The following is a 26,319-nucleotide window of genomic DNA, read 5'->3' as shown; positions in this document are numbered from 1 at the left end:
GATATGAACGTGCTGGATAAAAAAAATAATTCGATCAATAAGAATAGGGTGCTGATTTATACGAATGATCTATTACCTTACTCGGAAACCTTTATCAAGGAACAGGCACGTGCATTGCGTGGTAGCTGGTATCCTATTCTTGTCGGTGAATCTTTGATACTAAGCGGGCTCGCCTTAGATGGCTTGGATGTTCGGCTGCTGATTCCGGAGCATGCGCCTAGGTGGCGCCGATTCATTTATCGTATATTCCGATATCTCTGGCTGGCCGATCCGCTCGTGGTCAGGCGCTTGAGAGGGTTTGACGCGAAAGTTATCCATGCCCATTTTGGCACGTTCGCGGTGGATATCTGGCCTTACGCACGAATCCTCGGTTTGCCGTTGCTAGTCACCCTCCATGGTTATGATATTAATATCAAGCAAGAGTGGTGGGAAGCCGGACATGGTGGGTTGCGTCGACGGACATACCCGCGAAGATTACGGCAGATAGCTACTCACTCGCGCGTACATTTCATCGCCGTGTCGGATGCAATTCGTCGGCGCGCAATCGAATATGGCATCCCTCCCGAGAAAATTTCGCTGAGTTACATCGGCATCAATACCGACTTTTTTCAACCTGCTGGTGTGCCATTATACCTGCGACACAAGCGTGTGCTTTTCGTTGGCCGTATGGTGGAAAAAAAAGGCCCTTTGCTGATGATCCAAGCTTTTTCAAGGGTGTATAGGGAGGTGCCAGAAGCCGAATTGATTATGGTTGGTGACGGACCAATGCGCATGACCGCAGAGCAATTAGCATGTGAGTTGGGAGTGCCGGTAATTTTTACCGGCGCACTGTCGAGTATACAAGTGCTTGAACAACTGCATAAAGTACGAGTGTTCTGCTTGCCGAGCGTTACTGCTGCAAATGGCGATGCCGAAGGGTTTGGAATGGTCATTCTTGAAGCGCAGGCATGTGGAGTACCCGTCGTTTCCTCGGCACGAGGAGGTTCCATTGAGGGTATTGTCGATGGCGTGACCGGATTCCAGTGCAACGAAGGAGATATTATTTGTATTGCTGATCGACTTTTACGATGCCTACTGGACGAAGATTTGGCGAAGCGGATGTCGGAATCAGCTATAAAGTTTGTCCACGAAAATTTTAACCTGATTGAGCAAACAAAGAAAATAGAAAAAATATATGAACAATTTGTAACTTCATGCAACAGAACATATGCCAATGAGGTAAGAGATGAAATTTGAACAAATACACTCCATTGTTGGTGGTGTTCCATTTATTACAGAGCCGAATGCGCGATTTATTTATAACCTAATTGTCAAAGAAAAACTTACAAATATTCTCGAATTGGGGATAGCTCACGGCACAGCTACTTGCTATATGGCTGCGGCCCTACAGAATTTAGGCAAAGGTTTAATAACTGCCGTCGATCTTATTGAGGCCAAAAACGCTTATAATCCATCTATTGAAGTGCAGTTAGCGCGAACAGGTCTTTCTACATTTGTTGAAATATTACGAATGAAATCTGGTTATACATGGTTTTTGCATGATGAAATTGTAAGAAATAGTCAGGATGGTCGATGCAAAGAAATCTACGATTTATGTATTGTTGATGGCCCAAAGAACTGGACTATTGATGGAGCAGCTTTCTTTTTAGTGGATAAACTGCTCAAGCCAAATGGCTGGATAATATTTGATGATTATCTTTGGACCTACGCCGCTGCAAACTATCAACGTGATGCAACCGATGGTATTACTCATCGATCTTTATCTAAAGATGAGCAAGAAATTCCACACATCAGAGAGATATTTGAGCTATTAGTTAAGCAACATCCAAATTATGGCAACCTAATATTACTGGAAGGTAACAACTGGGTTCTTGCGCAAAAAAATATGGCGTCAGAAAAAACCTATACGATTATCCATAAAGAAATCACCATAGGAGTTCTCAATAAACTGATTCGCAAGGCTTTTAATTTTGTTAAGCACTCAACACAAACATTAAAGAAATTCAGCCCTCGATAAATAAATGGCTACTCCGCTAATTTCTGTAGTTATCCCCACCGCCAATCGACCGCAATATTTGCCCCGCGCGATCGAGAGCGCCTTGGCAGGTATGACACCTGGCGAAGTGGAAGTCATTGTGGTGCCCAACGGATTGGATGAGTCGTGGCGATCAGTTGCAGAAAACTATCGCCACCACCTATCTGTTATCTGGTTACCAACCCAGATTGCTCATGCAAACGTTGCTCGCAATATCGGTTTAGTTCAGGCGCGTGGAAAATTTATTCGTTTTCTGGACGATGATGATTTTATTTATCCTACCGCTGCTTCCGAACAAATCGATCTTTTGGAAAAGACCGGAGATGAATTATGCTCTGGTCTTGTGATGAACTTGGATGATCATAGTGAACAGCTTGGTACTCTTGGTTTTCCTGATACAAAGGACTTTGTTTGCGCTGCCCTATCGGTCAGTGGTTTCAGGCTGCCAGTTGGTAATGTATTTCTTCGAAATACATTAAGAACAGCCAGATGGGATGAGTCGGTCAATCGAGCTCAGGACTACGTTTGGATGGTGCAGCTTGCAGCGATAAAAGAGTGGAAATGGGTGCATCTTGAAAAACATGTTGGGGTGTGGTTTCAACACCCCGGCCAGAGAGTGTCGACTGTGTCCACTGCATCGGATCGGCCCAATAACATTATCGATGCGATAACCGGCTTGCATCGGCGCTTGTCAGAGCAGAGCCGCCTGACGGCAGAACGCGCCGATGCCTTGGCCGAGGCATTGTGGCATTACATTCATCGTTTCTTCCCATATGCGCCACGATATTGGGCGCGTGTTGCCGAGCAGGCTTATGACATCAGTCCTCGGGCGGGTCCACGGCATCCTGTATTCGACAATGCTGTGCTCCGGTCGATGGACCCGCTACAAGTCGAATGGCTCATGCTTCCCTTACGGCTGATTTCGACTAATGCAAGAAAGTTACGGCATGCTTTTTTCGCCATCGACTATCGGCGCAGGTTATAAAGTCGGATGAGCCGAGGAGACATAAATCCGACTGGCAACCCGGTGGTGGTCGTGGTGACTTACAACCGCAAAGCCTTGCTGGCTCATTGTTTGGACGCCCTGAGGCATCAGACACTGGCACCGGCACACATTATCGTTATCGACAACGCCTCCACCGATGGTACCCGTGAGACCCTAGCCCAAGCAGGTTGGTTAGATTTTCCCGGCTTTAGCTACACACGCTTGGACGAAAACACTGGCGGAGCGGGCGGTTTCCATGCTGGCTTGAAGCTGGCCGCACGCGAGCACTCAGGCTGGGTTTGGCTGATGGACGACGACGCCATACCGGAGCCGACGGCCTTGGAAGAACTCGCACGGGTCGCCGTCGATACTGCCAACATCTACGGCTCCGTTGCGCTCGACGGCAATCGATTATCCTGGCGGATGAGCGTCCGCCGTGCGGGGCTCGATGCTGCTCGCGAGGTCTACGAGCACATCCGCCAGCCAGCGGCGCTGCCGGATAATCCCGAGGTCCAGTTCATACCCTTCCTCGGCTTTCTCATACATACCGAACTGGTCAAACACATCGGGCTGCCCGAACAGGATTTCTTCATCGCCGCCGACGATGTCGAGTACTGTGTGCGTGCCCGCAAGCAAGGTGCGAAGATCATCCTCGCGACTCTTAGCCATCTCCAGCATCCGACTGCCGACGATTACTCAGTGAAGCTGTTTGGACAGGAAATCCTCTGTCTTAAATTGCCACCCTGGAAACGCTACTACGATACCCGTAACCGGCTGCTGGTGGCGCGCAAGCACTACGGCGTCGAGTTTTATTACAAGACCATTCCTGGTTCCCTTGTCCGGCTGTTCAGTGTGCTCTGGTTTGAGCCCCGGCGGCTCGCGCAATTGCGCGCGTTCGTCGCTGGCTTCGTGGATGGGCTACTGGGTCGCCAAGGACGGCGCCACGAACGTTGGTGTATTGAGAAATAAGCGCGCCTCCACTTGTGTGATGACCGTATATCCACCCCTAGCCTGACTAACCCGACATCCGGCATGTCGGACGATGACGGTGTCGGTTTCTATCGCGTGGGAGTCCTCTATGCCTGCCTGTAATGTTCTGATTATCGGTGCCGGTTTTGCCGGCAGCGTCGTCGCCGAACGCCTTGCCAGTGCCGGACAGCAAATTCTGGTCATCGACCAAGTCCTCGGTGGTTGTCGCCGAGTTGGCGCGAATATTTCAGGGGCGAAAACCGATTTTGGTCTCGGCACATGCTATCGAGGGAACGGGGGTCAATGCGATTCCAGAGGTGCTGGCGGACGTGGTGGCGCAACAATTGGGTTGGCGCGTCGATAGTGGAATCGTGCAAACGAACATTGTTGCGCACACTGGCGCCAACGGATTCTCGCGCTTGGCCCGACAGGCCATGTTCGATGGTCTGGTGATTGCCGGAGATGAATATGTTCTGGTCGACGATTTCGTGGGCCAAGGTGAAACGCTTGCGAACTTGCGCTCTCACATATTGAGGGACGGCGGAGCGGTGATCGGTGCAACCGTCTTGACGGGAAAGCCCTATTCCGCGAATCTGCGACTCAGTACGGATCCTCTTGAAAAACTGAGATTAAAACATGGAAAAGCACTTGAAATCTGGTGGAAACAACGATTCGTCTTCGGATTTGACGGCCTTACAGAGTCTGAAGCGCGTTACCTTCTCAACACCCCGGATGTTGAGCGCATCCGAAATCGAATTACTGCGGCAATCGAAGCGTGAGGTCGCTCTACGGGTGAGTGAATTAGTGAAAAAATAGCCTGATTCATGAACCTTCAACATTCACGCTCAGGCTTGCCCACATGATGGCTAGAAAAAACCTCTTCGCCGGATTGGATCAGGACTTACAGATTGCTCTACGGGCACAATTACGGGATTTGTGGACACATACCTCCACCGCCCTTGAAGGCAACAGCCTAACGCTGGGCGATACGGCCTTCATTCTGGCCGAAGGACTCACCGTCGCGGGCAAACCCCTGAAAGATCATTACGAGGTGGTGGGCCATGCGCGAGCGATCGAATTGCTCTATCACTGGATCGAACGCACCACGCCACTGGTGGAAAGCGATTTATTCCAACTCCATCGGGCCGTGCAAACCGAAGTCATCGTTGATATTTACAGTCCGGTCGGCGCGTGGAAAAACGAACCGAATGGAACCTACTATATCGATCCACATAACCGTCAGGCTTGGCGCGAATACGCACAACCCAAGCACGTTCCCGCCTTAATGGGCGATTGGCTGGCCTCCCTCAATCAAACGCTAACTGGCGATCTGGACCGTGATGCGGCATTAACCGCCTACACTCGCCTGCACTTGGCCTTCACCCGGATTCATCCCTTTTTCGACGGCAACGGGCGTATGGCGCGATTGATTGCCAATTTACCCTTGCTTCAATCCGGATTCCCGCCGATTGTGGTGGCACGGGAACGACGACGTGAATATATTAAGCTGCTCGTCGCTTATGATAGCGCCCACGGTCAAGCACAACTGGGTCAACCGCTGCTGGAAGAAGGTTCTGAATTGCAGACGCTTGAGGGGTTTTTTGCGGACAATTGGCAAGAAACCCAAGATCTCTTGGAAAATATGCGACAAATTCAACACCATCGAAGCCAGAACAAGGAGCAGTCGATCCAGGAACCCAAGTAGGGATTGACGCCGAACTGGCAGCGGACTGTCTTCGGTAAGCCGAACAATATAGCGCTCCCAGACTGGTTGTGGAATCTCCCCTCCTTGGACAAAGAGGGGTGGTGCGCAGCGCCGGGGTGCTTCGAAACAGCGACTCCACAAATCAGACAGGAACACTATATCTTATTGATCCACCCTAAATCTTTCCGGCCAATTGTGTTAGAGACTACCCAAGCGTGAAAACAGCCGACTTTATAGTTATCGGCGCTGGCTTTGCCGGCAGCGTCGTCGCCGAACGCCTCGCCAGCGCTGGCCAACAAGTTCTGGTCATCGACCAGCGTCCCCACATTGGCGGCAACGCCTACGACGAACCCGACGCCCACGGCGTCCTCATCCATCGCTACGGCCCGCACATCTTTCACACCAACGCCCAGCGCGTGGTCGACTACCTCTCGCGCTTCACCGACTGGATGCCCTACGAACACCGTGTCCTTGCCAGCGTTGATGGCCAACTTCTTCCCATCCCCATCAACCAGGACACGATTAATCGTCTCTACAGCCTCAACCTTGACGAAACCGGCGTCCGGGCCTTCCTCAACCGGGTGCGTGAACCCCGCGACCCCATCAAAACCAGTGAAGACGTCGTTCTCAATACCGTCGGCCGCGACCTCTACGAAAAATTCTTTCGCGGCTACACCCGCAAACAATGGGGCCTCGACCCCTCCCAACTCAGCGCCGCCGTCACCGCCCGTATTCCGGTTCGCACCAACCGCGACGACCGCTACTTCAGCGACCAATTCCAGATCATGCCCAAGGACGGCTACACCGCGCTATTCCAGCGGATGCTCGACCACCCCAACATCCGCCTCGAACTCGACACCGACTTCTTCACCATTCGCCACCGGATCAGCGCCAAAGCCATCATCTACACTGGCCCCATCGATGCCTATTTTGAGTATGGCCATGGACCCTTGCCCTACCGCTCCCTGCGTTTCGAACACCAACAACTGCCCGGCATTCCCCAACACCAGCCGGTCGCCGTCGTCAACTATCCCAACGAGCACGCCTACACTCGTATCACCGAATTCAAGCACCTCACCGGCCAAAGCCACCCCGGCACCTCCATCGTCCGCGAATATCCCCAAGACACCGGCGATCCCTACTACCCCATTCCGCGCCCGGAAAACGAAGCGCTCTACCAGCACTACAAAGCCCTTGCCGCCCGCGAAACCCACACCTTTTTTGTCGGCCGCCTCGCTCAATATCGTTACTACAACATGGACCAGGTCGTTGCCGCCGCCCTGAAAACCGCCGAGCGGATACTTGGCCTCGCTAACGAATAGGCATAGATTGACATGAACCCGATCAAAATCACCCTGCTTTTCGCCCTGAGTTTTTGAGCGGCAACCCTCGCCCATGCCCACCACTATCGCCGCCGTCCTGGTCACCTACAACCGCCAGCGTCTGCTCGCCGACTGTCTTACCGCCCGCCGCCATTACGGCCACCGGCTTTGGACCGAAACGCTACCCGGTTTACTGATCCGTCTGTTGGGTTCCTTGCGCCACGATCCCAAGCGCTGGCAACAATTATCCGCCTACCTGCGCGGGATTCATGACGGGTTTCGCAATCGCACCGGTCCTCGTCGCCCACCGTCCTGAGAAATTCACCCAATGCGCATTGCCTTCCTCTGTAAACGCCAGTACATGAGTTACGACGTGATCGCTGATCGCTATGCGCGGCTGTACGAGCAACCACGCCAACTGGCTCTGCGTGGCCATGACGTTTTGGGACTGTGTCTCAGTTATCGCGCTACAGAGGCGCGGGACGAGCGGCATCCGGCGAATCCGGGGGAATTACGGTGGGTCGGACTGACGCCGGGGCGCTCCGGTGGACTGACCTATCCGTGCCAGGCTTTGCGGCTGTTGCGCATGTTTGCGCCCGATCTGCTGGTGGGCGCCTCGGATGCCCCGCACATCATTTTGAGTGATTGGTTAGCTAAACGACTAGGTGTGCCTTTCGCTGCCGATCTTTATGATCATTTCGAAAGTTTTGGTTTATCCCGACTACCGGGAATAGTCCCTCTTTACCGGCGTGCCTTGCGCCGGGCAACGGTTGTGACTTGTGTGTCCGAACCGCTTGCTGACTTAGTGCGGGATGACTACGGTGTGCATGGCGTTGTGCTCGCCTTGCCGAGCACGATTGACCGTACTATTTTCTATCCACGCGACCGTTGGGCATGTCGAGCTCGTTTGGGATTGCCCTTGGATGCAAAGCTTATCGGTACGGCTGGCGGACTCTCGAAAGAGAAGGGGATCGAACCGCTGTATCGTGCCTTTGAACGGATTGCCCAGGAAAATCAGAACGTTCACTTAGTGTTAGCGGGTTCTCTCGATCCTGAATGTCCACCCCCTCAAGACTCGCGTGTGCATTATTTGGGCATGATGCCTCACGCTCAAACTGCCGAACTGTTCAGTGCGCTTGATGCGGGGGTGGTTTATTTACGGGATACACCTTACGGACGCTACAGCTTTCCGCAAAAGGCTTATGAAATGGTAGCCTGCGGGGCGCCCCTTGCTGTCGCTCGTGTTGGGGCGATGACTACACTTTTTCAAAGTTCCATTCAAACTTTATATGAGCCCGACGATGTTGCGAGTTTGGCCCACTGTCTAAAGGCGCAACTCGCCCGGCCTGAAGTGGTTGCCCTGAAAATCCCGGATTGGGGAGAACTGGCGAGCTTGGCGGAAAAGGCTTACTTGGACTTATTCGAATAAATTGAATTGATCTCGATGCCCATAAAGGCAATTCTTGTCATTTACGGGCAGTGGCCACCAGTCCATCTCCCCAATCCTTGCCATAAAACACGCGCTGAAGCACTTTGAAGGGGCTAAAAATGCCTTCGTTCAACCCTCTCAGAATGTTGCGAATATGTTGGGGTCTTGAGAAACTGCTGCGCGTGCTCCTCTCGACGGACGTAAGTTTCAGATGGGCATTCTCACGACAAATCAATAGATTAGATACAGTTCGTGTGATCTCGGTAAGAGGAAAGCCATAATTTACCAAATGGATATCCCGATAACCTGTAGCATTCAGAAGATCCGTTAGCTCGTGCCGTTCGTAGCGTCGGACATGGCCAACAATTTCATCAGACTTGCCGAATTTTTTGGCGTGTGCCGGTACCGTAACTAGAATTTTACCTCCCGGTTTAAGGTACTGGGTCCAATCCCGCAGCGCTGCCCTATCGTCCTCGATATGTTCTAGAACCTCGAAGGCAAATAGATAATCGAATGAGCCTGGAGTAAGGCTGCACAAGTCGTCTACAACGTCCATACGCGCTCGAAAGGTGGCCAAATTCTGCCTGAGCTTGTTTCTGCTCTCCTCGCCAAGATCGTAGCAGACTCCATGAAAGCCGCTCTCCAGAAATTTTCGAGTCATGTAGCCCGTTCCGGCACCCACCTCAAGAAAGCCAGATGGGATCCAAGTACGTGTTATATCTTCGATACAACTCTCACGTAGGATGAGTTTGGGTTGTCTTTTGCTCATTCAGGGATTCCGGTACTATTCACTCACCGTTCGCTTAAATTTTTCCCAGTTTTTAAGATTTTCACCTTAATAGCTGAGTAATTGGCTGAAAAATGATTAAATTGTCTTATTTTGAGTCACATTAACATGCCTTGCGGATGGAGACTTTTTGGAAGCTTGAGTTGTCATCCCAAAATAGGCCCTGTTTTTACCCCCAAAGTGGGAAATAATTTTCATTTTCCGCCCTAAATTTTAAGCGAACGGTGAGATTCAGGAATTAAGGTATGGCCAAAACGCCTCGCAATATCCCAGCATATTGCCGAGCAATAGTATCCCAACTCAGCCGCTGCGAGAGACGGACACGCATCCGGTCGGCGCGGCGGCAAGCCTCCCGTGGATGCTCCAAGGTCGCGATAACGTGCTCTGCCAGCGCCTGGATATTGGTGGAGATCACCCGCAGGTCCGCCTCATCTGGTTCGAAGAGATCCGCCATCGCTTCCAGTTCACCCACCACCACCGGACAGCCGCAGGCGATAGCTTCCATCAAAGTGACGGGTAAGCCTTCCTGATCGCCGGACTCGGCTCGTACAAAGGGGGCAACAAAGACCGCCGCGCGCCGATATAGATCCGGTAGTTCCACCTGAGCGAGCGGGCCGAGAAACTTGACCTTGTGAGCAAGGCCCAAAGCCTCAGCCTGAGCGCGCCGCTCGCCTTCCTCCGGCCCGAACCCCACTATCGTCAGGAACGCCGCAGGATGGCGGGCAATAATCTCCGGCATGGCGGCGAGCAAATACCGTAGCCCCTTCTTTTCCACCAGCCGCCCGACAAACAGGATTTCATCGTGCGAGCGGGGCTGATCAGGCATGGGGGTAAAACGATGGGTGATGTCTACGCCCATCGGTAGCACACAGACCTTTTGCGCGGATACCCCGATTCGTGCCAGTTCGCCGGTCATCGTCTGGCTGACCACCGTCAGCGCGGCCGCGCGACTCACGACGAAGCGCTTCAGCGCTGTCAGCGGGCGGGCACGCAAGGCAAAGAGATCGGCGCCGTGCGAAGTGACCAGAAAAGGCGGTGTGTGGCGATCCAGTAGGTCGAGCAGCGCCACGATCAAACCCTGCGGCAGTAGCCAGTGGGCGTGAATCACGTCCGGGTGCCAGCGACGTATCTCGCGCCAGGCGCACCAGAACAAGCCCAGAAGAAAAGACGGGACGAGCAACCACTTCCACGGTTGGCGTTTTAGATTGTTGACGATACCACCGTCGTTGACCAGGGTTTCAAGCCGGCTTGGCGCATAGCGGTAGCGCCTCACTTGAACGCCTTCGAATGTTTCCCGCGGCGCCGCGCCCCGCGCATGAGGGCACAGGACGCGCACATCGAACTGGGTTGTGAGTCTTTTCGCCAGTTCGTGTACGAAACCCGGTTCCGGATCGCCCAGCCAGCGTGGATAGGTGGATGAGAGGACCAGTAGTTTTTTACGGCTCACGCATTCCCTTTATGCCTTGGGTCTACTGCTTCATTCGTTCTGAGTCGATGGGTAGAGGGGCTTAGGATTGTATCCTCGCCGGAACACTGCTTGGAATCCGTATGCACCCTCAGTCCAATCCCAGCAGTTTTCTGGCCTGCGCGAGAGGGATGCCGCTGGCCACCAATCGGTCCAGCGCTTCGCGCATACCTTTTTCCATACCTTTTTCCATACCTTTTTCCATACCTTTTTCCATACCTTTTTCCATACCTTTTTCCATACCTTTTTCCATACCTTTTTCCATACCTTTTTCCATACCTTTTTCCATACCTTTTTCCATACCCTTCTGGTAGCTGGGCAGGCGTTCGAGATTGATTTGTAGCATGGCGTAGGCTTCCTGAAGAATGAGGTTGAGGGAGCGATTGTCAGCCAGAATCTCTAGCATGGACAGATATTCGCGCAGGCGTTTCTCATCAGCCCCGGTCAGGGTGCGCAGTTTCTCCAGCAGACGCAGCACCACCGCTTGCGGGTCCTCGTCGCCAAAGTCGCCCAGGATCGCCAACACCAGGGCATCAGGCTGGTCGCTGGCGTACAGGGTGCGATAGTCGATGTCGTGCATGTCCACGATATCGTAACGATAGCGCAATTGCGGGCTGTCCAGTCCGGCGGTCATGGTCAGTCGCCCGGCGCCGATGTAGACCAGGCCTTGATGCACCCGGTAGCCGGGATACGCCAGATAAATGTCGCTGAGGTAGCGCAGCATCCGCTCCGCCATTTGACCGTCGTTGGCGTTCTGAATTTCCAGATGCAGGATGAACGGCTCGCCCTGAACCGGAGTCACTTTCGCCACCAGGTCGGCGCGGCGGTCTTCGATCCGCTGCTCCTCGGTGGCGAGCAGTTCGGCGTCGACCAGTTCCAGGCGGCACAGATAGCGCGCCATGTCCAGCAGGAGGCGTTGGAGAAGGTTTTTGGAGAGGATGTCTTTTTGGCCCATGGCGCCAACATTCTAGCAGGCGGAGTGAGGCGGAGGATGGCAGTTTTGGCTACCGATAATCCTCCAGCCACGGGCTGATGGGGATGGAACCCACCGGCAAGCCGTTTTCGGGCGACAGCACCATGACGATATCCTGGTTCCTACCCTTGAGCGGCAGATACAGATAATCTTCCAGCCGTCCGCCCTGGCTGGCGATGAAGGCATCAATGGCGTGCTTGGCGTCCGCGCTCAGGGCGGCGATTTGGGTAAGGTCGATGCTGTGCGAGCGGAGTTGTTGCAGGTCGGGCCGGTAGGGTTCGTAGAGTTCGGTCCGGAATTCCAGATCCTTCTGGCCTTCCTGTAGGACACCGAACAACAATGCCTGGCGCTGCTTGGGATCTTGAGGCGGTTTGGCCTCTGCTAAGGTCGGGCCGATGCCGACGATGCCTTTCAGCTCGGGATAGCGAAGTTGCTCGAAGTCCACGTTCGCCGCCGGCACAGTGGTGAAGCGGTCGACACCAAACACTACAAAGGCCGGGCGCTGTTGGTAGATAAGAATCCCGCCATAGAGTAATGCAACCAATTGCACCGATATTATGCAGCCCATATCGAACTTCAGGCCGGGTTTTCCGGGTTTGAATATGATTAAGGTGAGCAATGGTCCGAGCACGACCTCCACGCCCGTCAGGATGCCCAATACGTTCCAGCCGCCGTCCGGTTCAAAGTAAGGTGCGGGATACCAGACGAACCACATCAGACCCAACAGCGCCAGAACGATAGTGGCACTGGCGGACAAGTGAACGACGACGGCGCGCAATCGGGTCATGATTTAATCAGTTTCCTGTATCATCTTTATTGATCAGCATGTTACGAGTTTTTTGTTTTTTGTCTAATCTATCTGATTCTTTCCGAAGATCCTCCCGCAGGGTTTTCTCCAGTCTGGCGATTTCCCGCTCGTAGGTGCCACGTTTTCTGTCGAGGGTGCTATCGGGTTGGGTTTCGAGTATATGCCGGGATTGTTCCAACATGTCCAGCGCTTGTTGAAAGTGACCGTGCGTGGCGAGCATGCTCACGAAATGCAGAGCGGTTTCCACTCGTTGGTAGTGTGACAAGGCTTCACTCAGGTAGTGGTATGCACCTTCACCATCACCTTGGCCCGACAGTAACAACCCTTGTAGATAATAGGTATAACGGTGAGCGACCGGAACCCGGCCTTGGAGATCGTCGCGAATGCCAGCCAGCAACGCCATCATGATCGCGGTGTGTTCGGGCAGTGGCGCGCGCGTATTGAAGGTGTCCACTAAATATTTTAACGCCACGAGCATCTGAGCATCGAATGGCTGCCGACGCAGGCGATCCCCGCGCTCAGCGAATTCGTCCGTACTGAGAATGCCAATGTCGGCTTTGAGGGATAGATAGCTGCTTGCGAGCAGCGCACTATCCGGTATTTCCCGCAAGGCCTGTTCCAGATGGGCAATGGCGCGGTCTGGTTGGCCCAGTCGTAGCAAGGTTTGCACCGCCGAATTTTGGGCGCGCGGCGAGCGTGGGTTGGTTTCAGCCCAGACTAGCATCAGTTGATTTTCGTCACTCCAGAGGCGCGCTCTCTGCCATGTAACCATCGCGTAGCTTCCAATGAGTGCGAAGGCGATGCATGCAACCAGGGCCGGTTGGATCCGATTTCGCAACCTCATGATACCCGCCGCGATGGGCAGAAAGAGAAAGATAGCTGGCAAATAATTCCGGTGTTCGAAATACAGTTCCAAGGCAATCGTGGTTGATTCGAGTAGTTGACCGACTAAAAAGAATAAAATGGCGAGACTCAACAGTGGCCATTGGCATCGCGCCAGCCATCCACCAATACCCAAGGCCAGGATTCCCAACAGCGCGGGCAGGGTTGTCCAAGGGGTGGAGAATCCGGTTGAAATCACTGTTCCATCATGGTAAAGCCCCTGAGTTTGAATATGGGGAATAAATAGATGGAACAAATAGTCCCAAAGAATGCGCGACTCAGTTAATAGACGCTCGGCCAAAGAAAAATTTCGAGTAGGAATCTGATGTTCAAGACCGGGTAGACGCATGATCAGATAAACGATAATCGTCAGTGCGGGTAATCCTAGGAATAGGGCTGTCCAGCGCCAGTTCGGGCCTGAGGTCGTCCAGTGAAAGCGAAGCGCAAATTCTATTGTCAGAATCAGTAATGGCAATAGCGCCCCGTTTTCCTTGCTGAAGACGGCTAGAACGGTCCCCAGCCCAACGCTGAGGCTGAGGGTGGCATAGCCAAGATACGGCCGTGTGGGTAGCCAGAGCCGCCCTTGTAGATACCCCCAGATGCCAAGGATTGAAAACAGAGCGGCAAGCTGAGTCATGCGTTGCACGACATACAGCGTGGTGGAAACTAGGAAGGGGTTAAGCAGCCACAGCGTCGTGGCGATGAGTGCGATCCAGTCCGTCTCGCGGGGCGATCGGCCAATGGCATATAGCAGCCCGCGGATTGTGGGAAAAAGAATGACGCCAATCAGGAGATGAATGAGCAAATTGGTGTATTTAAATGACGCGGGATCGGCTGGCCAATCGTTGGCGTTGATCAGGAAGCTGAGCAGGGAAATGGGGCGTCCACTAGGTCCGGCAAAGCCGCTGGAAAGGTAAGCTCGAAATAGCTCCCAGTTCTCGATGGGGCCGAAAGCACCGATCTTTTCCAGATTGGGGAAGTCGTCGAACAAAAAAGGACCCGTAAAGCCTGGTTCGTAAACCAGTACTGTCAGGAACCAGCTTCCGATCAGAAAGACACTTATGGATAGTTGGTGTCGACTTGGCATCGGAAAAAACCTCACAACAAAAAAGCCTGGTTAGAACCAGGCTTTTTCGAACTAACTGACTAGCAACAATCAGCGGCGGCAGGAAGAAGGTAGATATTTGCTATCAACCCCAGAAGAAGAACTGGCTTTGCATGTCCAGTCGATGCTACCTACGTTCGAGATGGGACTGAGGTCGAGTTGTTTGCCGCTAAGATTCTGATGCACTTCAGGGCCACTGTACTGGACGGTAATCAAACCATTCGCGATTGTTACGCTACTGGCGTATTTGCCTTTAATATCCGCAGCAGGGGCAACACCAGCCTCATCATTATCTGTGGGATAAGTCCCTTTGGTCTGTTTAAACTCGGATACGGCGGCTTTTGAGCCTCCCGCCAAGCTCAAACCATCCGTCACTTGGGCGCGAATGGTATAGTCTTGATAGGCCGGCAACGCGATGGCGGCCAGAATACCGATGATCGCCACGACGATCATGAGTTCGATCAGGGTAAAGCCTTGTTGATACTTTTTCATGGGATGCTCCTTACTGCACTTGGATGAAAACCCGTTGGGGGACTTGAGAGTTTTCGGGGATCACCGTTCAATCCCGTCGCGTACCCTGTTGCAGAGGGTATGCCAACAAACCTGATGATGAGAAAATTTTATTTAACATCTTGTTAAATAAACAATAATAATCACATTCCTATGCGCCGCCATGCTGGAAAGTCCTGGAAGCGAGTCACCCGTCCCGTTTAAGAGTGACCCTAACCGGCGCTGGCTGACAAAAAAGGTCAGATTCAAAGAACGCCCTGACTTTTTAGTGTCGCCAGTTCCGCCGCGCTCAGCCCCAGCAGCCCGCCAAATACCTCCTCGTTGTGGCGGCCAATCGCCGGCCCCGGCCAGTCGGTTGCGCCCGGCGTGGCCGTCAGCTTGGGCAGAATAGCGGGAATTTTCAGCGGCTTGCCGTCGATCTCCACCGTCTCGAACAAGCCGCGCGCCTGAAAATGCGGATCGGCGACCATATCCGCCACACTGTAAATCGGCCCCGCCGGTACCTCCGCCGCTTCCAGCCGCGCCAACACCTCCCGGCTGTCCAGCGTTGCCGTCCAGGCCGCGATCGCCGTGTCGATCTCTGTTTGATGTTCGACCCGGCCAGTGTTTTGAGCCAGTTTCGGGTCTTCGGCCAGATCCGCCCGCCCGGCGGCGTGCATCAGCCGCTGGTAAATCGAATCGCCGTTGCCGCCGATGATCACATCCTTGCCGTCCCGGCAGCGGTAGGTGCCGGTCGGGACAATGCCGGTCACGGTCGAACCGGACGGCTCGCGGATCGCGCCGGCGCCATCGTATTCCGGCACCACCGCTTCCAGCAGATTGAACACCGACTCGTACAGCGCCACATCCACGCTCTGGCCGGCGTGCGGCGCGCGGCGCTGGCGGTCGAGCAGCGCCAGCAGCACACCGAAGGCCGCGTGCAGCCCGGCGAAGGTATCGCCCAGGCTGAGGTTGGGTCGCACCGGCGGCTCGCCGGGCACCCCGTTGACGTAGCGCAGCCCGCCGATCCCCTCGCACACCGAAGCGTAGCCGGGCCGGGCGGCGTAGGGGCCATCCTGCCCGTAGCCGGAAATCCGTGCGAAGATCAACCCCGGATTGACCGGCTTCAGATCGTCCGGCCCCAAGCCCCAGCCTTCCAGGATGCCGGGACGGAAATTCTCGATCAGCACGTCGCAGCGCTCCGCCAGCCGCCGGGCCAGCGCGCGACCGGCGGGATCGCGCAAATTCAGCGTCACGCACTTCTTATTGCGGCCCAGACTGCGCCACCACAGCGACGCGCCGTCGCGGACGATGCGCCATTGCCGGATCGGGTCGCCGCCGGGCGGCTCGACCTTGATCACCTCGGCGCCGAAATAGGCCAGCAGAGTGCCGGCGAACGGTCCAGCCAACAATTGGCCGAGTTCGAGTACGCGGATACCGTCCAGCGGACGGGGGGCGGAAGTAGCAACGACGGACATGGTGCGATCACTCCATGAGCCTAATATTGCGTTGTGGTGTCTTATATGGCGCTCCCAGACCGGTTGTGGAATCTCCCCGCCTTGGATAAGGAGGGGTGGCGCGCAGCGCCGGGGTGGTTCGAAACAGTGATTCCACCGGTCAGACAGGATTGCTATACCAAGGCGATTTCCAAAATGATCCAATCCGAAATTATAGAGATGAGGCCGCAATCATGAATGAGGCAGCACGCAAAATCCCGCTTTCGCCAGCGGACTATCTGGCGGGCGAGCAACTGACCGAGCTGCGGCACGAGTACGTGGATGGCGCGGTGTATGCCATGACGGGCGCCCGTAAAACGCACAATCTGGTGGCGGGCAATCTGGCCCGTGCCCTGCACGCCCATCTCAGGGGCACGCCCTGCCAGGTGTTTACCAGCGACATCAAGGTGCATGTCGCCTGGGATTGGCGCGAGCGTTATTACTACCCGGACGTAGTGGTGGCCTGCGAGCCCGACGACGCCGATCCGTATGTGATCGAGAAACCCAAACTGATCGTCGAGGTGTTGTCGGAATCGACCGAGCGCAAGGATCGGGCGGACAAATTCTATGCCTATCGTCGCCTCGGCAGTCTTCAGGAATATGTGTTGGTGGCTCAGGATGCCGCGCGGGTCGAGGTGTATCGGCGCGATACCGGCTGGGATTTGGAGATTTATGAAGTGATCGAAGCCCTGATCGAATTGCGAAGCATCGGCTTGAGCCTGACCGTGCGGGAGGTTTACGAGGGCTTGCCCGAGCTGTTAGCTGAAAAAAGGTTATAAATTTATGGTTAAAAAATGCTTTATGGGCATATGGCGGCAATGATAGTGTCTTAGCATAGCCGCCCAAGGTCGATGTTGCCGGGGCGCGATCAGCGGATTCTCAGCGGGGAGCGACAACGATGTACCAGTACGACCAGTACGACCAGACGCTTGTGGACGAGCGGGTTGCCCAGTATCGGGGCCAAGTCCAGCGCTATCTGGCCGGTGAGCTGAGCGACGAGGAGTTTCGGCCGCTGCGGCTGATGAACGGCCTCTATCTCCAGCGTCATGCGCCGATGCTGCGGGTCGCCATTCCCTACGGCCTGCTCTCTGCCGATCAGTTGCGGGTGCTGGCCCAGATCGCCCGCCGCTACGACCGGGGCTTTGGTCATTTCACCACCCGCCAGAACATCCAATACAACTGGCCCAAACTGGAAGAGACCCCGGATATCCTCGCCGAACTGGCCAAGGCGCAGATGCACGCCATCCAGACCAGCGGCAACTGCATCCGCAACGTCACCGCCGACCATCTGGCGGGGGTGGCTCCGGATGAAATCGAAGACCCGCGCGTCTACTGCGAAATCATCCGCCAGTGGTCCACCTTCCACCCGGAATTCTCCTACCTGCCGCGCAAGTTCAAGATCGCCGTCACCGGCGCCCGCCACGACCGCGCCGCCGCCCAGGTCCACGACATCGGCCTGAACCTGGCGCGTGACGAGCGCGGCGTGATCGGTTTCCGGGTGCTGGTCGGCGGCGGGCTGGGTCGCACCCCGATGATCGGCCACGTCATCCGCGAGTTCCTGCCCCAGCGCGACCTGCTGTCCTACCTGGAGGCGATCCTGCGGGTCTACAACCAGCACGGCCGGCGCGACAACATCTACAAGGCTCGCATCAAGATTCTGGTCAAGGCGCTGGGACCGGAAGTGTTTCGCCAGCAGGTCGAGGCCGAGTGGGCGCAGATCAAGGATTCCGGTCTGGTGCTGGATCAAGCCGAGGTCGAGCGGGTGCGCCGCTTTTTCGCGCCGCCGCCCTACGAGGCGGAGGTCACCCAAGATCCCGGTTTCGAGCAGTGCCTGAAGGCCGACCCGGCTTTCGCCATCTGGGTACGCCACAACGTCGCCGAGCACAAAGTGGCGGGCTATCGTAACGTATTCGTCGCCCTGAAGGAGCCGGGCGCGCCACCGGGCGACATCGACGCCGATCAGATGGAGGCGGTGGCCGATCTGGCCGACCGCTACAGCTTCGGCCAGATCCGCGTCACCCACCACCAGAACCTGTTGCTGGCCGACGTGCGCCAGGCCGATCTCTACCCGCTGTGGCACGCGCTCAAGGCGCAAAAGCTGGCCGCGCCGGTGATCGGCACGCTGGCCGACATGATCTGCTGTCCCGGTCTGGACTATTGCAGTCTGGCCAACGCCAGTTCGATTTCGATTGCCCAGCAGATCAACGAGAAATTCGACCGGCTCGACTATCTCTACGATCTGGGCGAGATCCGCCTCAACATGTCCGGCTGCATGAACGCCTGTGGCCATCATCACGTTGGCCATATCGGCATTCTCGGCGTCGATAAGAAAGGCGAGGAGTGGTACCAGATTTCCCTGGGCGGCTCCTCGGAAAACGACGCCGCGCTCGGCGATATTCTCGGCCCGTCCGTGCGCAAAACCGAAGTCGCCAACACCCTGGAGCGCATTCTGCGGGTCTATGTGGAGCAGCGAGCGGAGGGCGAGCGCTTCCTCGATACGTTCCGGCGGATCGGGCTGGAGCCATTTCGAGTTCGGGCCTACACGCCGGGCAGCAAAGAGGCCAAGCAGGAGGAAAAGCGTTATGCGGTCGGTTATTAAAAACCGCCAGATCGTCGAAGATCGTTGGCAAGCGGTTGGCGAGGAAGAGGAGCTACCGGTCGGGTCGCTGATCGTGCCGTTGACGCGCTGGCGGCGGGAGCGGGTCGAGTTGCTGGCGCGGGGCGAGCCGCTGGGGGTGCGCCTGCCGAACACCGCCGACGTGGCCGAACTGGTCGCCGATCTGCCGCTGTTGGAGCTGGTGGCGCTGGAGTTTCCCAAGTTCAGCGACGGTCGCGCCTATTCGCAGGCTCGGCTGTTGCGGGAGCGTCACGGCTATCGCGGTGAAATCCGCGCGGTGGGCGAGGTGCTGCGCGATCAATTGTTCTTCATGGTTCGCAGCGGCTTCGACGCCTTCGAACTGCGGGCCGACCGCAGTCTGGAGGACGCGCTGGCGGCGTTCGACGAATTCAGCACCAGCTACCAGCCGGCCGCCGATCAACCGCTGCCCCTGTACCGGCGCGGGCGCTGAGCACCAGCGCTAAGGGCGCGCGCGTACCGCCTCGCGCCTCGCGCCTCAATCCAGGTACCAGTCCGGCGGGATCGGATTGTCGAGCGTTGCCGCGCCCGGTTCCTCGGTGGCTTCCAGGGGATCGGCGTCGATGTTGACCACCACGGTGGTTACGTTGTCGCTGGCGTCCCGCATCAGCGCGAGGTGGATGAAGGCCTTGACCGCCTCGTGACAGTCGTGGTCGCTGTGGATCAGCAGGCGACTGATTTCCTCGTCGCTCACGGTTTTATTGAGGCCGTCGCTGCACAGTAGAAACATATCGCCGGGATGCAGCGGGTGGATGACTTCGTCGATGAGCATTTCCTCGGCCGATCCGACCGCCCGGGTGATCACGTTGGCCAGCGGATGGCGGTGCGCGTCCTCGGGTGCGATCAACCCCTGGTCGACCAATTCCTGTACGTGGCTGTGATCGCGAGTGAGTTGCTGGAGTTGGCCGTCCCGCAGCCGGTAGATACGGCTGTCCCCCACCCACAGGCAGGCGCACTGCGTCTCGTAGATCAGTAGCGCCACCACCGTGCTGCCGATGGTGCGGTTCTGGTAGCGTTGCGCCGATTCCAACCGCAAGCGCTGGTTCACCTCTTGCATTTGCTGTTGCACCGAGTCCAGAAAACTCTGCCAATCGCGCGGTGGCGGTATCTGCTGCAGGCCTTCGATCAGCATCTGGCTGGCGATATCGCCGGCTTCATGTCCGCCCATGCCGTCGGCGACCGCCCAAAGGCCCAGTTCGGGCATCACCAGGCAGGAATCTTCATTGATCGCCCGCACCATGCCGACATGGCTACGGCCGGCGGACGACCATTTAAAAGCGGGTTTCTGGTTCATGGTTCTTCCTCTTCGGCGGCGGGTGGCTCGCCTGGGCGATGGGCGATGCCGGCGGGCGCTTTTTCGTGCCAGCCCCATTGTTGCCAGTTTCCGGCCAACAGCGCCGCAAAACCATCGGCTGGCGGCAGGTCCTTACAGATCAGCAGGCAGCGGGCGATCCAGTCGGAGCCGTCGGCCCACCACAGGCTATGCAGGGGAAAGCCCCGTCGTAGCAGATCGCTGGCCAGAAACGGCGAAATCCCGGTCGAGTCCAGCGCTTGCGGCAACGGACAATACCAGGCGTCGCCGCCGCTCGCCGGACTCGTCGCTGGAAAATCGTCCGCAAGCGGTGCGCCCAGTGCCGCGACCTGTTGGCTGAATTGGTCCAGATCCAGTTCGTCGCGTTCGAGCGCCGCCAGCGCCAGCTGTTCGGCTTGGCGAAACCAGGCTTCGCCGCCAGCCGGCAGCGCGAACAGCGGCCAGTCCGGTGCCAGCGCCGCGGCGATCACCAGCGGGTAGTAACGTCCCACCCGGTCCATGCTGGGCATCATGATACCGGCGTAGGCGGCGGACCCGCAGAGACCGGGGCCGAGCGCGAAGCGCCAGACCGGGCTGGTACAGTAGTATTCCCGCCAGTTTTCGCCCAACTGGTCGCGGCTGTGGGCGATAGCGGTCTGCAACCAGTGATCCCAGGGGCCGACGAAGCTTTTGGGCAGATGGCGGCCGATGAAATCGCCTCGACTGGGCAGCTTGCCGAAGAAGCCAGCCGCCGGTCGTGCCAGGGTGGGGGTTAGAGTTGTTCCGGACACTGGAAACCCACCATCTCTTGCAGGCTGAAGGGGTTGGAGGTGCTGCCGGGGGTCCGCATCTGGTAGATGGCCTGCAAGCCGCCCGACTGAAACGTGACCTGGAATTGGCCGGCGCCCAGCGGCCGGATCTGAGCCTGGTCGAGCAACTTGAACCAGGCCCAGGGACCGGTTTCGCTCAGTCGCGCCGGACTGCCGCCGGGCTGCGGCAGCAATTCGACGCGTGCCTGCCCGGCGGTTCCGGTCCATTGCAGGTCGCCCTGCCGCCCGGCTTGGTTGGCGCTGTAAACGAAGGTTTGGCCATCCAGACTGATCGTGGACTGACTCACGCCGGGGCCAAGCTGAAGAGGGATCATCTGAAAGCGGATCATGGGATTCTGGCCACCGCCGAATAAAGCGGCGCGCACGACGGCGGCGCGCTGGAAGGCTTGCAGCGCTTCCGGGGCGATGCTCTGCTCCGGTCCGGTGGGACCACGCCAGCGCCAGCTACCTTGCGAGGTATCAACGTATGGTTGCAGGTACTGCTTGAAGAAGCGGTCCATCAGACCGTTTGGGCCAAAAAACCGACCGAAGGCGGCCAGGGTGGCGTCGGGCGGTCCCGCCGGCGAGCGGATCGGGCTGACGGGGCTTTGTCCAACCCATTGAATCGAATTGACTGGGGCGCTGGAGTCCTGAGCGCCGCCCGCTCCGACGCCGCTCCATTGAATGGAGCTGCGGACCAGCGGGTAACGGCCGCGCAGATTATCCTGAAAAAAAGGGGCGACTTGCGCCGCCTTCCACTGAGCGTTTAGCCGGTCGCGCAGGCTGCGCACAATATCGGCGCTGTCCCGGGCCAGTTTGTCCAGCAGGAGGTTGAAGGGCGGCGGCTTGCGGGCGGCATCCACCTGCAACTGATTGATCACGGTACCAAACTGGTCCTTGAGATTTTGCGGCACGGCGCCATCCGGGCTGGACTCCCGGGCGCGGGCGATGGCGTTCATATGGCCGTACAGATCGTTGAGCGTCGCCAGGGTTTTGTCGAAGGGTGGAATGGTGCCGCCGACGCCATCGATTTCCCGGCGGTACTGGGCATCGAAGCTGGTCAGCCGGGGGTCGAGGGCGCAAGGTTGCAGCAGCGGGTCGGCGGCGGTGGTGTCGCTCTTGCCCAGGATGCCAGCGATCTTGTCGGTCAGCGACCGGTCGGCGGCGGGTTTGCCGGCCTCCGGCGGCGCGGGCGGCTGGTCCAGCGCGGTTTCACGGGCCACGGTTTCGATCAGGGTTCGCAGCGGCGAGGCCGGTCCCGACAGTACTTGCAGAATGTCGAGCGCCTCTTGCGGGTTGTTGAACACCTTGATCTTGACATCGCCGAGCAGATCCTGCCACTGCTTCAGGTAATCGCCGAGGTACAAGCGGCAGACACCCTCGGCGATGCGCTGACGGTCGGCTGGATCGCTGGAAATTTGCAGGGTTTGGCCCAGAATCCAGCTTTCGTCGGCCAGGTGGGCCACCAGCTTGGGGTTTTCGTCCAGAAAAAACTGGTAGTAACCCTTATAGGTGTACAAACCGGGAACCCCGCTGTTCAGCGCCTGGCCGCTCCCGCGGTCGAATACCCGGGGCGTGTCGGGGCCAGCGGCGAGGGTTAGGCCGATGTCCGGTGGCGTGCCGGCACTGCGCTGGCGCTGCTTGAGTCGTTCGTAGATACGCTGGGACAGGGGTACCTGGTTCAGCAGATTCCGGCTGCGCTGGATCAACGCATTGTCCAAGGCGATGGGCGATTGCAGCGGCGCCTGTTCCAGCAGGGCGTCCAGGTGGGCCGACAGTTGTTCGCGCTGCTCGCGGGTGAAGCCGCGCGGCAGGTTGGTCTGCCACTCCTGCTCCATCCAGTCCTTGACGGTCTTGGCGTCGAAGTGCTCGGCGTCGTCCAGCATCAGGTACGCCTTGAGGGTGTCGTATAGCGCGCCGGTATTGTCGGTGTTCTGGCGTAGCCGTTCCTCCATGTGCAGCACGATGCGGGGTAGAAAAGCCCGCTCCAGCAGCCGCTGGTAGATCGCCAGTGCTTCGCCGCCGAGCTTGTCGCCCTGATAAAGCCCAAAGCCCATCAGCCAGGGGGTGCCGGTATCGCGGTCGTCATAGCCGCCGGGGATGGTGCGGGCGGCGGTCAACAGGGACAGGGCGGCGGCGGGATCGGTCTGATCGGGCGAGAGCACCTGGATCTGTCGTTCCACCTCCAGCCGCTGTTTTTCCACCGCCCGCACATAGATTTCATTGCGGGCGTAGCTGGTCAGCCACAGCAGGGCGGCAATGACGGTGACCAGCAGGGCGGCGGCGTAGGCACCACGCTGGATCCAGCCACGCCAGCGTTCCACCTTGAGATTGGCGCCGGCGATCTCCGCTTCCGGGAAGATAACCTCGCGCAGCAGCCGGGTAATGAAGTAACTGCGACCCTTGCCGGAGAAGGTGCTCAAGGTCTGGCGGTGCAGGCCGAAAGTGGTGGCCAGCGAACTCATTAGCCGATCGATCGGCGTACCTTCCTGGGTGCCGCTGGTGAAGTACACCCCGCGCAACAGCACCCGCTCCTCATAGCGGCTGGGTCGGAACGCTTCCTTGAGGAAGCGGTCGGCGACCTGCTTCAGGGACGCGAACTGCTGGGGCAGGGTGTAGATCAGATCGCGCCGTTGGGGGTCACGTTCCTCCTGCAGGCGCTGCACCAGTCGGTCATTCAGCCGCTGCTCCAGCAGCTCGAACTCGGCGGTGAACCGTTCGACCACGCCTTCCGGACTGGTGGTGTCGTCCAGCGGGAAGGTCAGGCCCCAGACCTGAGCCCGCTCTTCCAGGCCCAGATCACCGAAGAATTCGATGAAACCGGCGATCAGGTCGGCCTTGGTGAACTGGACGTAGATGGGGAAGCGGATGCCGAAATGTTCGTGCAGCTCCTGTACCCGCTGTTTAATGGCCAGCGCCTGGGCGGAGCGTTCCTCCTCGCTCTGCTGCATCAGATCGGCCAGGCTGATGGCGATGAAGGCGCCGTTGATGGGTCGGCGGCGGCGGTGTTTCTTCAGCAGGTCCAGGAAGCCGCGCCAGGCGGCCCGGTCCACTTCCTCGTGGCTGTCCTGGGTGGTGTAGCGGCCGGCGGTGTCCAGCAGCACCGCTTCGTCGGTAAACCACCAATCGCAGTTGCGGGTGCCGCCCACCCCGCGCACCTTGCCGGCGCCCAGCGGGAAACGCAGACCGGAATTGATCAACGCCGTGGTTTTACCGGAACCGGGTGGGCCGATGATGATGTACCAGGGCAACTGGTAGAGGTATTGGGTGCGGCCGGTCTTGCCGCCCAGCTTGGCCCGCTTGAGGACCGACAGCGCTTCGTCCAAACCCTGCTTGAGCGTGGAGATTTCCTCGGCCGAGGCGGCTTCCTCTTCCTTTTTTCTCTGACGCTCGCGAGCAGCCTGCTCGCTTTCGCTGGCCGCGCCCTGATCGGCCGCTCCGGCCGCTCCGCCCGTTCCGCCCGTTCCGCCCGTTCCGCCCGCTCCGCCCGTTCCGATCCCGGCTTGACCGGCCAGATCGGCCAACATATTGCGGTTCCGCTTCAGGGTGTCGATATAGTACAAAAGCTGGTACAGGCCATACATGCCGCCGACGGTCATGATGGAGCCGATACGGCCCAGGTCCGAAGCCAGCGGAGTCTGGCCGGCGACGGCGATCAGGGGGCCGAGGTACCAGATCAAACCGGCGACGGCCAGGAAGCCGGTAATGCCGATGAACCAGCGGCTTTTTAGAAAATTCAGGATCTTGTTCATGGTCCCCGCCTAGTTGACTCGCGCCAGCAGGATGATATCGACGCGTCGGTTCAGCGCGCGGTTCTGCGGGGTGTTGTTGGGAGCCACCGATTCCGTATCGGCGCGGCCTTCGCTGATGAAACGGCCGGGCTGGTTGCTGACGGCGGCCAGTAGCTGGACCACGCTGTCGGCGCGGGCTTTGGAAAGATGCCAGTTGGAAGGAAATCGCAGGGTGTGGATCGGGATACTGTCCGAATGGCCGGTGACCAGCACCCGGCCCTGGACGGTGTTGAGTTCCTTGCCAATCTGCGCCAGCAGCGGCAGAAAGGCCGGTTTGACGTTGGCGCTGGCCGAGTCGAACAGGCCGTCGCCGCGGATGCGGACCGTGGTCTTGTCGGCATCCTCGATCACATCGACCAGACCCTGCCGGATCTGGGGATCGAGAAAATTGCGCAGATCGCGCGATACCCGGTTGAGATCGTTGAGATCCTGCGGTTTTGGGATCGCGGGCGCCGCCGTCGCGCCGCCACGGCGGACCATGGCCACGGTGTCCTCGCGAATGCCGCCGAGCGCGGTCAGCACCGGGTCGGAGGCGCTGTTCAGCAGCCAGTTGAACAGCGCGTAGGCGATCAGCAGCAGAGCCGCCGCCACCGCCGCCACCACCCATAGTGGCACGTAGCGGATCAGCGGGTTGTGCTGGTTGAGAACGCCACGCCAGTGCGGGGACAGTTCCCGCTCGAATTCGCCATGGGCGGTGCGGATGGCGTTATAAGTGCGCTCCCGCTGTTCCTCCAACCGGCTGCGGCCGTTATCCAACAGCCGGTAGCGGCCCTGAAAACCGAAGGCCAGACACAGGTACATCAGTTCCAGCAGGTGGAGATGCTTGCGCGGGTCGGGAAGAACGGCGTCCAGCAGCTCGAAGAATTTTTCGCCACCCCAGGTTTCGTTGTGAAACGTGATCAGCAGGCTGCTCTCGCTCCATTCGCTGGCCCGGCCCCAGGGCGTGTTCAGCACCACCTCGTCCAGCGTGGTGCAGAGCACATAGCGGGCCCGGAACACGGTCTTTTCGTGGACGCCAGCGTTGCGGGCGTTGACGGTAAACGCTTTCAGTTCTTCGATCATGCGCAGTCGCAAGCGCTCGGGATCGGGATGCGAGTGGGTGTTCTTCAGGCGCATGATCAGGCTGAGTAGCGGCGCGGCGGCGGCTTCCAGTGGATTCAGGCCGACGCCGGCCGACACCGGGGCGGAGTCGGCCGGCGCCGGGCTGGGCGAGCGCGGCGGCGGGGGTGGCGGGGATGATGGCGAGGACGGGCCGGCACGCCGGCCGCCCGGCGCCGGCCGAATGATGGTGCGGTCGCCTTCATCTCCGTCGGCGGCAAACGGATCGTCGATGGTCACGGTTC

22 protein-coding genes and 1 pseudogene are annotated in these 26,319 nt (G+C 57.9%); 12 read left to right on the top strand and 11 right to left on the bottom strand.

Annotation, left to right across the window (positions count from 1 at the left end; genetic code table 11):
- The first annotated feature begins 3 nt into the window (after positions 1-3).
- From IPM89_07665 to IPM89_07625, 9 genes and pseudogenes are all read left to right on the top strand, one after another.
- Positions 4-1,236 (top strand): glycosyltransferase, encoded by a 1,233-nt coding sequence (locus tag IPM89_07665; protein QQS55645.1) that lies wholly within the window; start codon positions 4-6, stop codon positions 1,234-1,236.
- Positions 1,226-2,017: a class I SAM-dependent methyltransferase gene (locus IPM89_07660; GenBank protein ID QQS55644.1), complete on the top strand. Its 792-nt coding sequence runs from the start codon at positions 1,226-1,228 to the stop codon at positions 2,015-2,017. Before IPM89_07665 ends, IPM89_07660 begins: the two co-directional genes overlap by 11 nt.
- 4 nt (positions 2,018-2,021) lie before the next feature.
- A complete protein-coding gene (locus tag IPM89_07655; GenBank protein ID QQS55643.1) occupies positions 2,022-3,020 on the top strand; it encodes a glycosyltransferase family 2 protein in 999 nt (332 codons plus the stop codon).
- Positions 3,021-3,026: 6 nt separating this feature from the next.
- Positions 3,027-3,989 (top strand): glycosyltransferase family 2 protein, encoded by a 963-nt coding sequence (locus tag IPM89_07650; protein QQS55642.1) that lies wholly within the window; start codon positions 3,027-3,029, stop codon positions 3,987-3,989.
- Positions 3,990-4,255: 266 nt separating this feature from the next.
- Positions 4,256-4,768 (top strand): annotated as a pseudogene (locus IPM89_07645) (phosphoribosyltransferase).
- 83 nt (positions 4,769-4,851) lie between these two features.
- Positions 4,852-5,694 carry a Fic family protein gene (locus tag IPM89_07640; protein QQS55834.1) on the top strand — a complete coding sequence of 281 codons (843 nt, stop codon included), beginning with the start codon at positions 4,852-4,854 and terminating at the stop codon, positions 5,692-5,694.
- A 215-nt stretch (positions 5,695-5,909) separates the two neighbouring features.
- Entirely contained in the window at positions 5,910-7,016 is a 1,107-nt protein-coding gene (gene glf, locus IPM89_07635; protein QQS55641.1) for a UDP-galactopyranose mutase, read from the top strand.
- A gap of 73 nt (positions 7,017-7,089) precedes the next feature.
- Complete coding sequence (locus IPM89_07630) at positions 7,090-7,332, top strand: hypothetical protein (protein ID QQS55640.1); 243 nt, start codon at positions 7,090-7,092, stop codon at positions 7,330-7,332.
- A 12-nt stretch (positions 7,333-7,344) separates the two neighbouring features.
- Positions 7,345-8,445, top strand: a complete 1,101-nt coding sequence (locus IPM89_07625) for a glycosyltransferase (GenBank protein ID QQS55639.1) — start codon at positions 7,345-7,347, stop codon at positions 8,443-8,445.
- Positions 8,446-8,482: 37 nt separating this feature from the next.
- Here IPM89_07625 and IPM89_07620 read toward each other — a convergent pair whose 3' ends face one another.
- From IPM89_07620 to IPM89_07590, 7 genes are all read right to left on the bottom strand, one after another.
- On the bottom strand, positions 8,483-9,214 hold the full coding sequence (locus tag IPM89_07620; protein ID QQS55638.1) for a class I SAM-dependent methyltransferase: 732 nt from the start codon (positions 9,212-9,214) through the stop codon (positions 8,483-8,485).
- 256 nt (positions 9,215-9,470) lie between these two features.
- Complete coding sequence (locus IPM89_07615; GenBank protein ID QQS55637.1) at positions 9,471-10,679, bottom strand: glycosyltransferase; 1,209 nt, start codon at positions 10,677-10,679, stop codon at positions 9,471-9,473.
- Between the two features lie 109 nt (positions 10,680-10,788).
- Positions 10,789-11,652, bottom strand: coding sequence for a hypothetical protein (locus IPM89_07610; protein ID QQS55636.1), 864 nt, complete (start codon positions 11,650-11,652; stop codon positions 10,789-10,791).
- A 49-nt stretch (positions 11,653-11,701) separates the two neighbouring features.
- Positions 11,702-12,457, bottom strand: a complete 756-nt coding sequence (locus IPM89_07605) for a hypothetical protein (GenBank protein ID QQS55635.1) — start codon at positions 12,455-12,457, stop codon at positions 11,702-11,704.
- A 7-nt stretch (positions 12,458-12,464) separates the two neighbouring features.
- Positions 12,465-14,447 (bottom strand): tetratricopeptide repeat protein, encoded by a 1,983-nt coding sequence (locus IPM89_07600; GenBank protein QQS55634.1) that lies wholly within the window; start codon positions 14,445-14,447, stop codon positions 12,465-12,467.
- 69 nt (positions 14,448-14,516) lie between these two features.
- Complete coding sequence (locus tag IPM89_07595) at positions 14,517-14,957, bottom strand: pilin (protein QQS55633.1); 441 nt, start codon at positions 14,955-14,957, stop codon at positions 14,517-14,519.
- Positions 14,958-15,220: 263 nt separating this feature from the next.
- Entirely contained in the window at positions 15,221-16,432 is a 1,212-nt protein-coding gene (locus tag IPM89_07590) for a CoA transferase (protein ID QQS55632.1), read from the bottom strand.
- A 212-nt stretch (positions 16,433-16,644) separates the two neighbouring features.
- Between IPM89_07590 and IPM89_07585 the strand changes: the two genes are divergently transcribed.
- The 3 genes from IPM89_07585 (at position 16,645) to IPM89_07575 (ending at position 19,518) form a co-directional block, all read left to right on the top strand.
- Positions 16,645-17,229 carry a Uma2 family endonuclease gene (locus IPM89_07585; protein ID QQS55631.1) on the top strand — a complete coding sequence of 195 codons (585 nt, stop codon included), beginning with the start codon at positions 16,645-16,647 and terminating at the stop codon, positions 17,227-17,229.
- A 119-nt stretch (positions 17,230-17,348) separates the two neighbouring features.
- Complete coding sequence (locus IPM89_07580; GenBank protein ID QQS55630.1) at positions 17,349-19,049, top strand: nitrite/sulfite reductase; 1,701 nt, start codon at positions 17,349-17,351, stop codon at positions 19,047-19,049.
- Positions 19,033-19,518, top strand: coding sequence for a DUF934 domain-containing protein (locus IPM89_07575; protein QQS55629.1), 486 nt, complete (start codon positions 19,033-19,035; stop codon positions 19,516-19,518). The genes IPM89_07580 and IPM89_07575 overlap by 17 nt, the downstream gene beginning before the upstream one ends.
- A gap of 45 nt (positions 19,519-19,563) precedes the next feature.
- Here IPM89_07575 and IPM89_07570 read toward each other — a convergent pair whose 3' ends face one another.
- The 4 genes from IPM89_07570 to tssL are packed head-to-tail and all read right to left on the bottom strand — an operon-like array spanning position 19,564 to position 26,314.
- Entirely contained in the window at positions 19,564-20,379 is an 816-nt protein-coding gene (locus IPM89_07570) for a serine/threonine-protein phosphatase (protein QQS55628.1), read from the bottom strand.
- Positions 20,376-21,167 carry a type VI secretion system-associated protein TagF gene (tagF, locus tag IPM89_07565; protein ID QQS55627.1) on the bottom strand — a complete coding sequence of 264 codons (792 nt, stop codon included), beginning with the start codon at positions 21,165-21,167 and terminating at the stop codon, positions 20,376-20,378. The genes IPM89_07570 and tagF overlap by 4 nt, the downstream gene beginning before the upstream one ends.
- Positions 21,149-24,937, bottom strand: a complete 3,789-nt coding sequence (tssM, locus tag IPM89_07560; GenBank protein ID QQS55626.1) for a type VI secretion system membrane subunit TssM — start codon at positions 24,935-24,937, stop codon at positions 21,149-21,151. Before tssM ends, tagF begins: the two co-directional genes overlap by 19 nt.
- A 9-nt stretch (positions 24,938-24,946) precedes the next feature.
- Positions 24,947-26,314, bottom strand: coding sequence for a type VI secretion system protein TssL (tssL, locus tag IPM89_07555; GenBank protein ID QQS55625.1), 1,368 nt, complete (start codon positions 26,312-26,314; stop codon positions 24,947-24,949).
- Positions 26,315-26,319: the final 5 nt, after the last annotated feature.

Source organism: Candidatus Competibacteraceae bacterium (assembly GCA_016699715.1).
GTDB lineage: Bacteria > Pseudomonadota > Gammaproteobacteria > Competibacterales > Competibacteraceae > Competibacter.
The sequence above is the reverse complement of the archived record's forward strand: the minus strand, read 5'-3'. Positions and strand labels throughout refer to the sequence as shown.

Excerpts from the sequence above, each read along its gene's own strand:
- IPM89_07630 (QQS55640.1), top strand. The coding sequence starts at position 7,090 with ATGCCCACCACTATCGCCGCCGTCCTGGTCACCTACAACCGCCAGCGT.
- IPM89_07580 (QQS55630.1), top strand. The coding sequence starts at position 17,349 with ATGTACCAGTACGACCAGTACGACCAGACGCTTGTGGACGAGCGGGTT.
- IPM89_07665 (QQS55645.1), top strand. The coding sequence starts at position 4 with ATGAACGTGCTGGATAAAAAAAATAATTCGATCAATAAGAATAGGGTG.
- tssM (QQS55626.1), bottom strand. The coding sequence starts at position 24,937 with ATGAACAAGATCCTGAATTTTCTAAAAAGCCGCTGGTTCATCGGCATT.
- IPM89_07570 (QQS55628.1), bottom strand. The coding sequence starts at position 20,379 with ATGAACCAGAAACCCGCTTTTAAATGGTCGTCCGCCGGCCGTAGCCAT.
- IPM89_07595 (QQS55633.1), bottom strand. The coding sequence starts at position 14,957 with ATGAAAAAGTATCAACAAGGCTTTACCCTGATCGAACTCATGATCGTC.
- IPM89_07640 (QQS55834.1), top strand. The coding sequence starts at position 4,852 with ATGGCTAGAAAAAACCTCTTCGCCGGATTGGATCAGGACTTACAGATT.
- IPM89_07600 (QQS55634.1), bottom strand. The coding sequence starts at position 14,447 with ATGCCAAGTCGACACCAACTATCCATAAGTGTCTTTCTGATCGGAAGC.
- IPM89_07605 (QQS55635.1), bottom strand. The coding sequence starts at position 12,457 with ATGACCCGATTGCGCGCCGTCGTCGTTCACTTGTCCGCCAGTGCCACT.
- IPM89_07655 (QQS55643.1), top strand. The coding sequence starts at position 2,022 with ATGGCTACTCCGCTAATTTCTGTAGTTATCCCCACCGCCAATCGACCG.
- IPM89_07625 (QQS55639.1), top strand. The coding sequence starts at position 7,345 with ATGCGCATTGCCTTCCTCTGTAAACGCCAGTACATGAGTTACGACGTG.
- IPM89_07660 (QQS55644.1), top strand. The coding sequence starts at position 1,226 with ATGAAATTTGAACAAATACACTCCATTGTTGGTGGTGTTCCATTTATT.
- IPM89_07590 (QQS55632.1), bottom strand. The coding sequence starts at position 16,432 with ATGTCCGTCGTTGCTACTTCCGCCCCCCGTCCGCTGGACGGTATCCGC.
- IPM89_07575 (QQS55629.1), top strand. The coding sequence starts at position 19,033 with ATGCGGTCGGTTATTAAAAACCGCCAGATCGTCGAAGATCGTTGGCAA.
- IPM89_07585 (QQS55631.1), top strand. The coding sequence starts at position 16,645 with ATGAATGAGGCAGCACGCAAAATCCCGCTTTCGCCAGCGGACTATCTG.
- IPM89_07610 (QQS55636.1), bottom strand. The coding sequence starts at position 11,652 with ATGGGCCAAAAAGACATCCTCTCCAAAAACCTTCTCCAACGCCTCCTG.
- IPM89_07650 (QQS55642.1), top strand. The coding sequence starts at position 3,027 with ATGAGCCGAGGAGACATAAATCCGACTGGCAACCCGGTGGTGGTCGTG.
- IPM89_07620 (QQS55638.1), bottom strand. The coding sequence starts at position 9,214 with ATGAGCAAAAGACAACCCAAACTCATCCTACGTGAGAGTTGTATCGAA.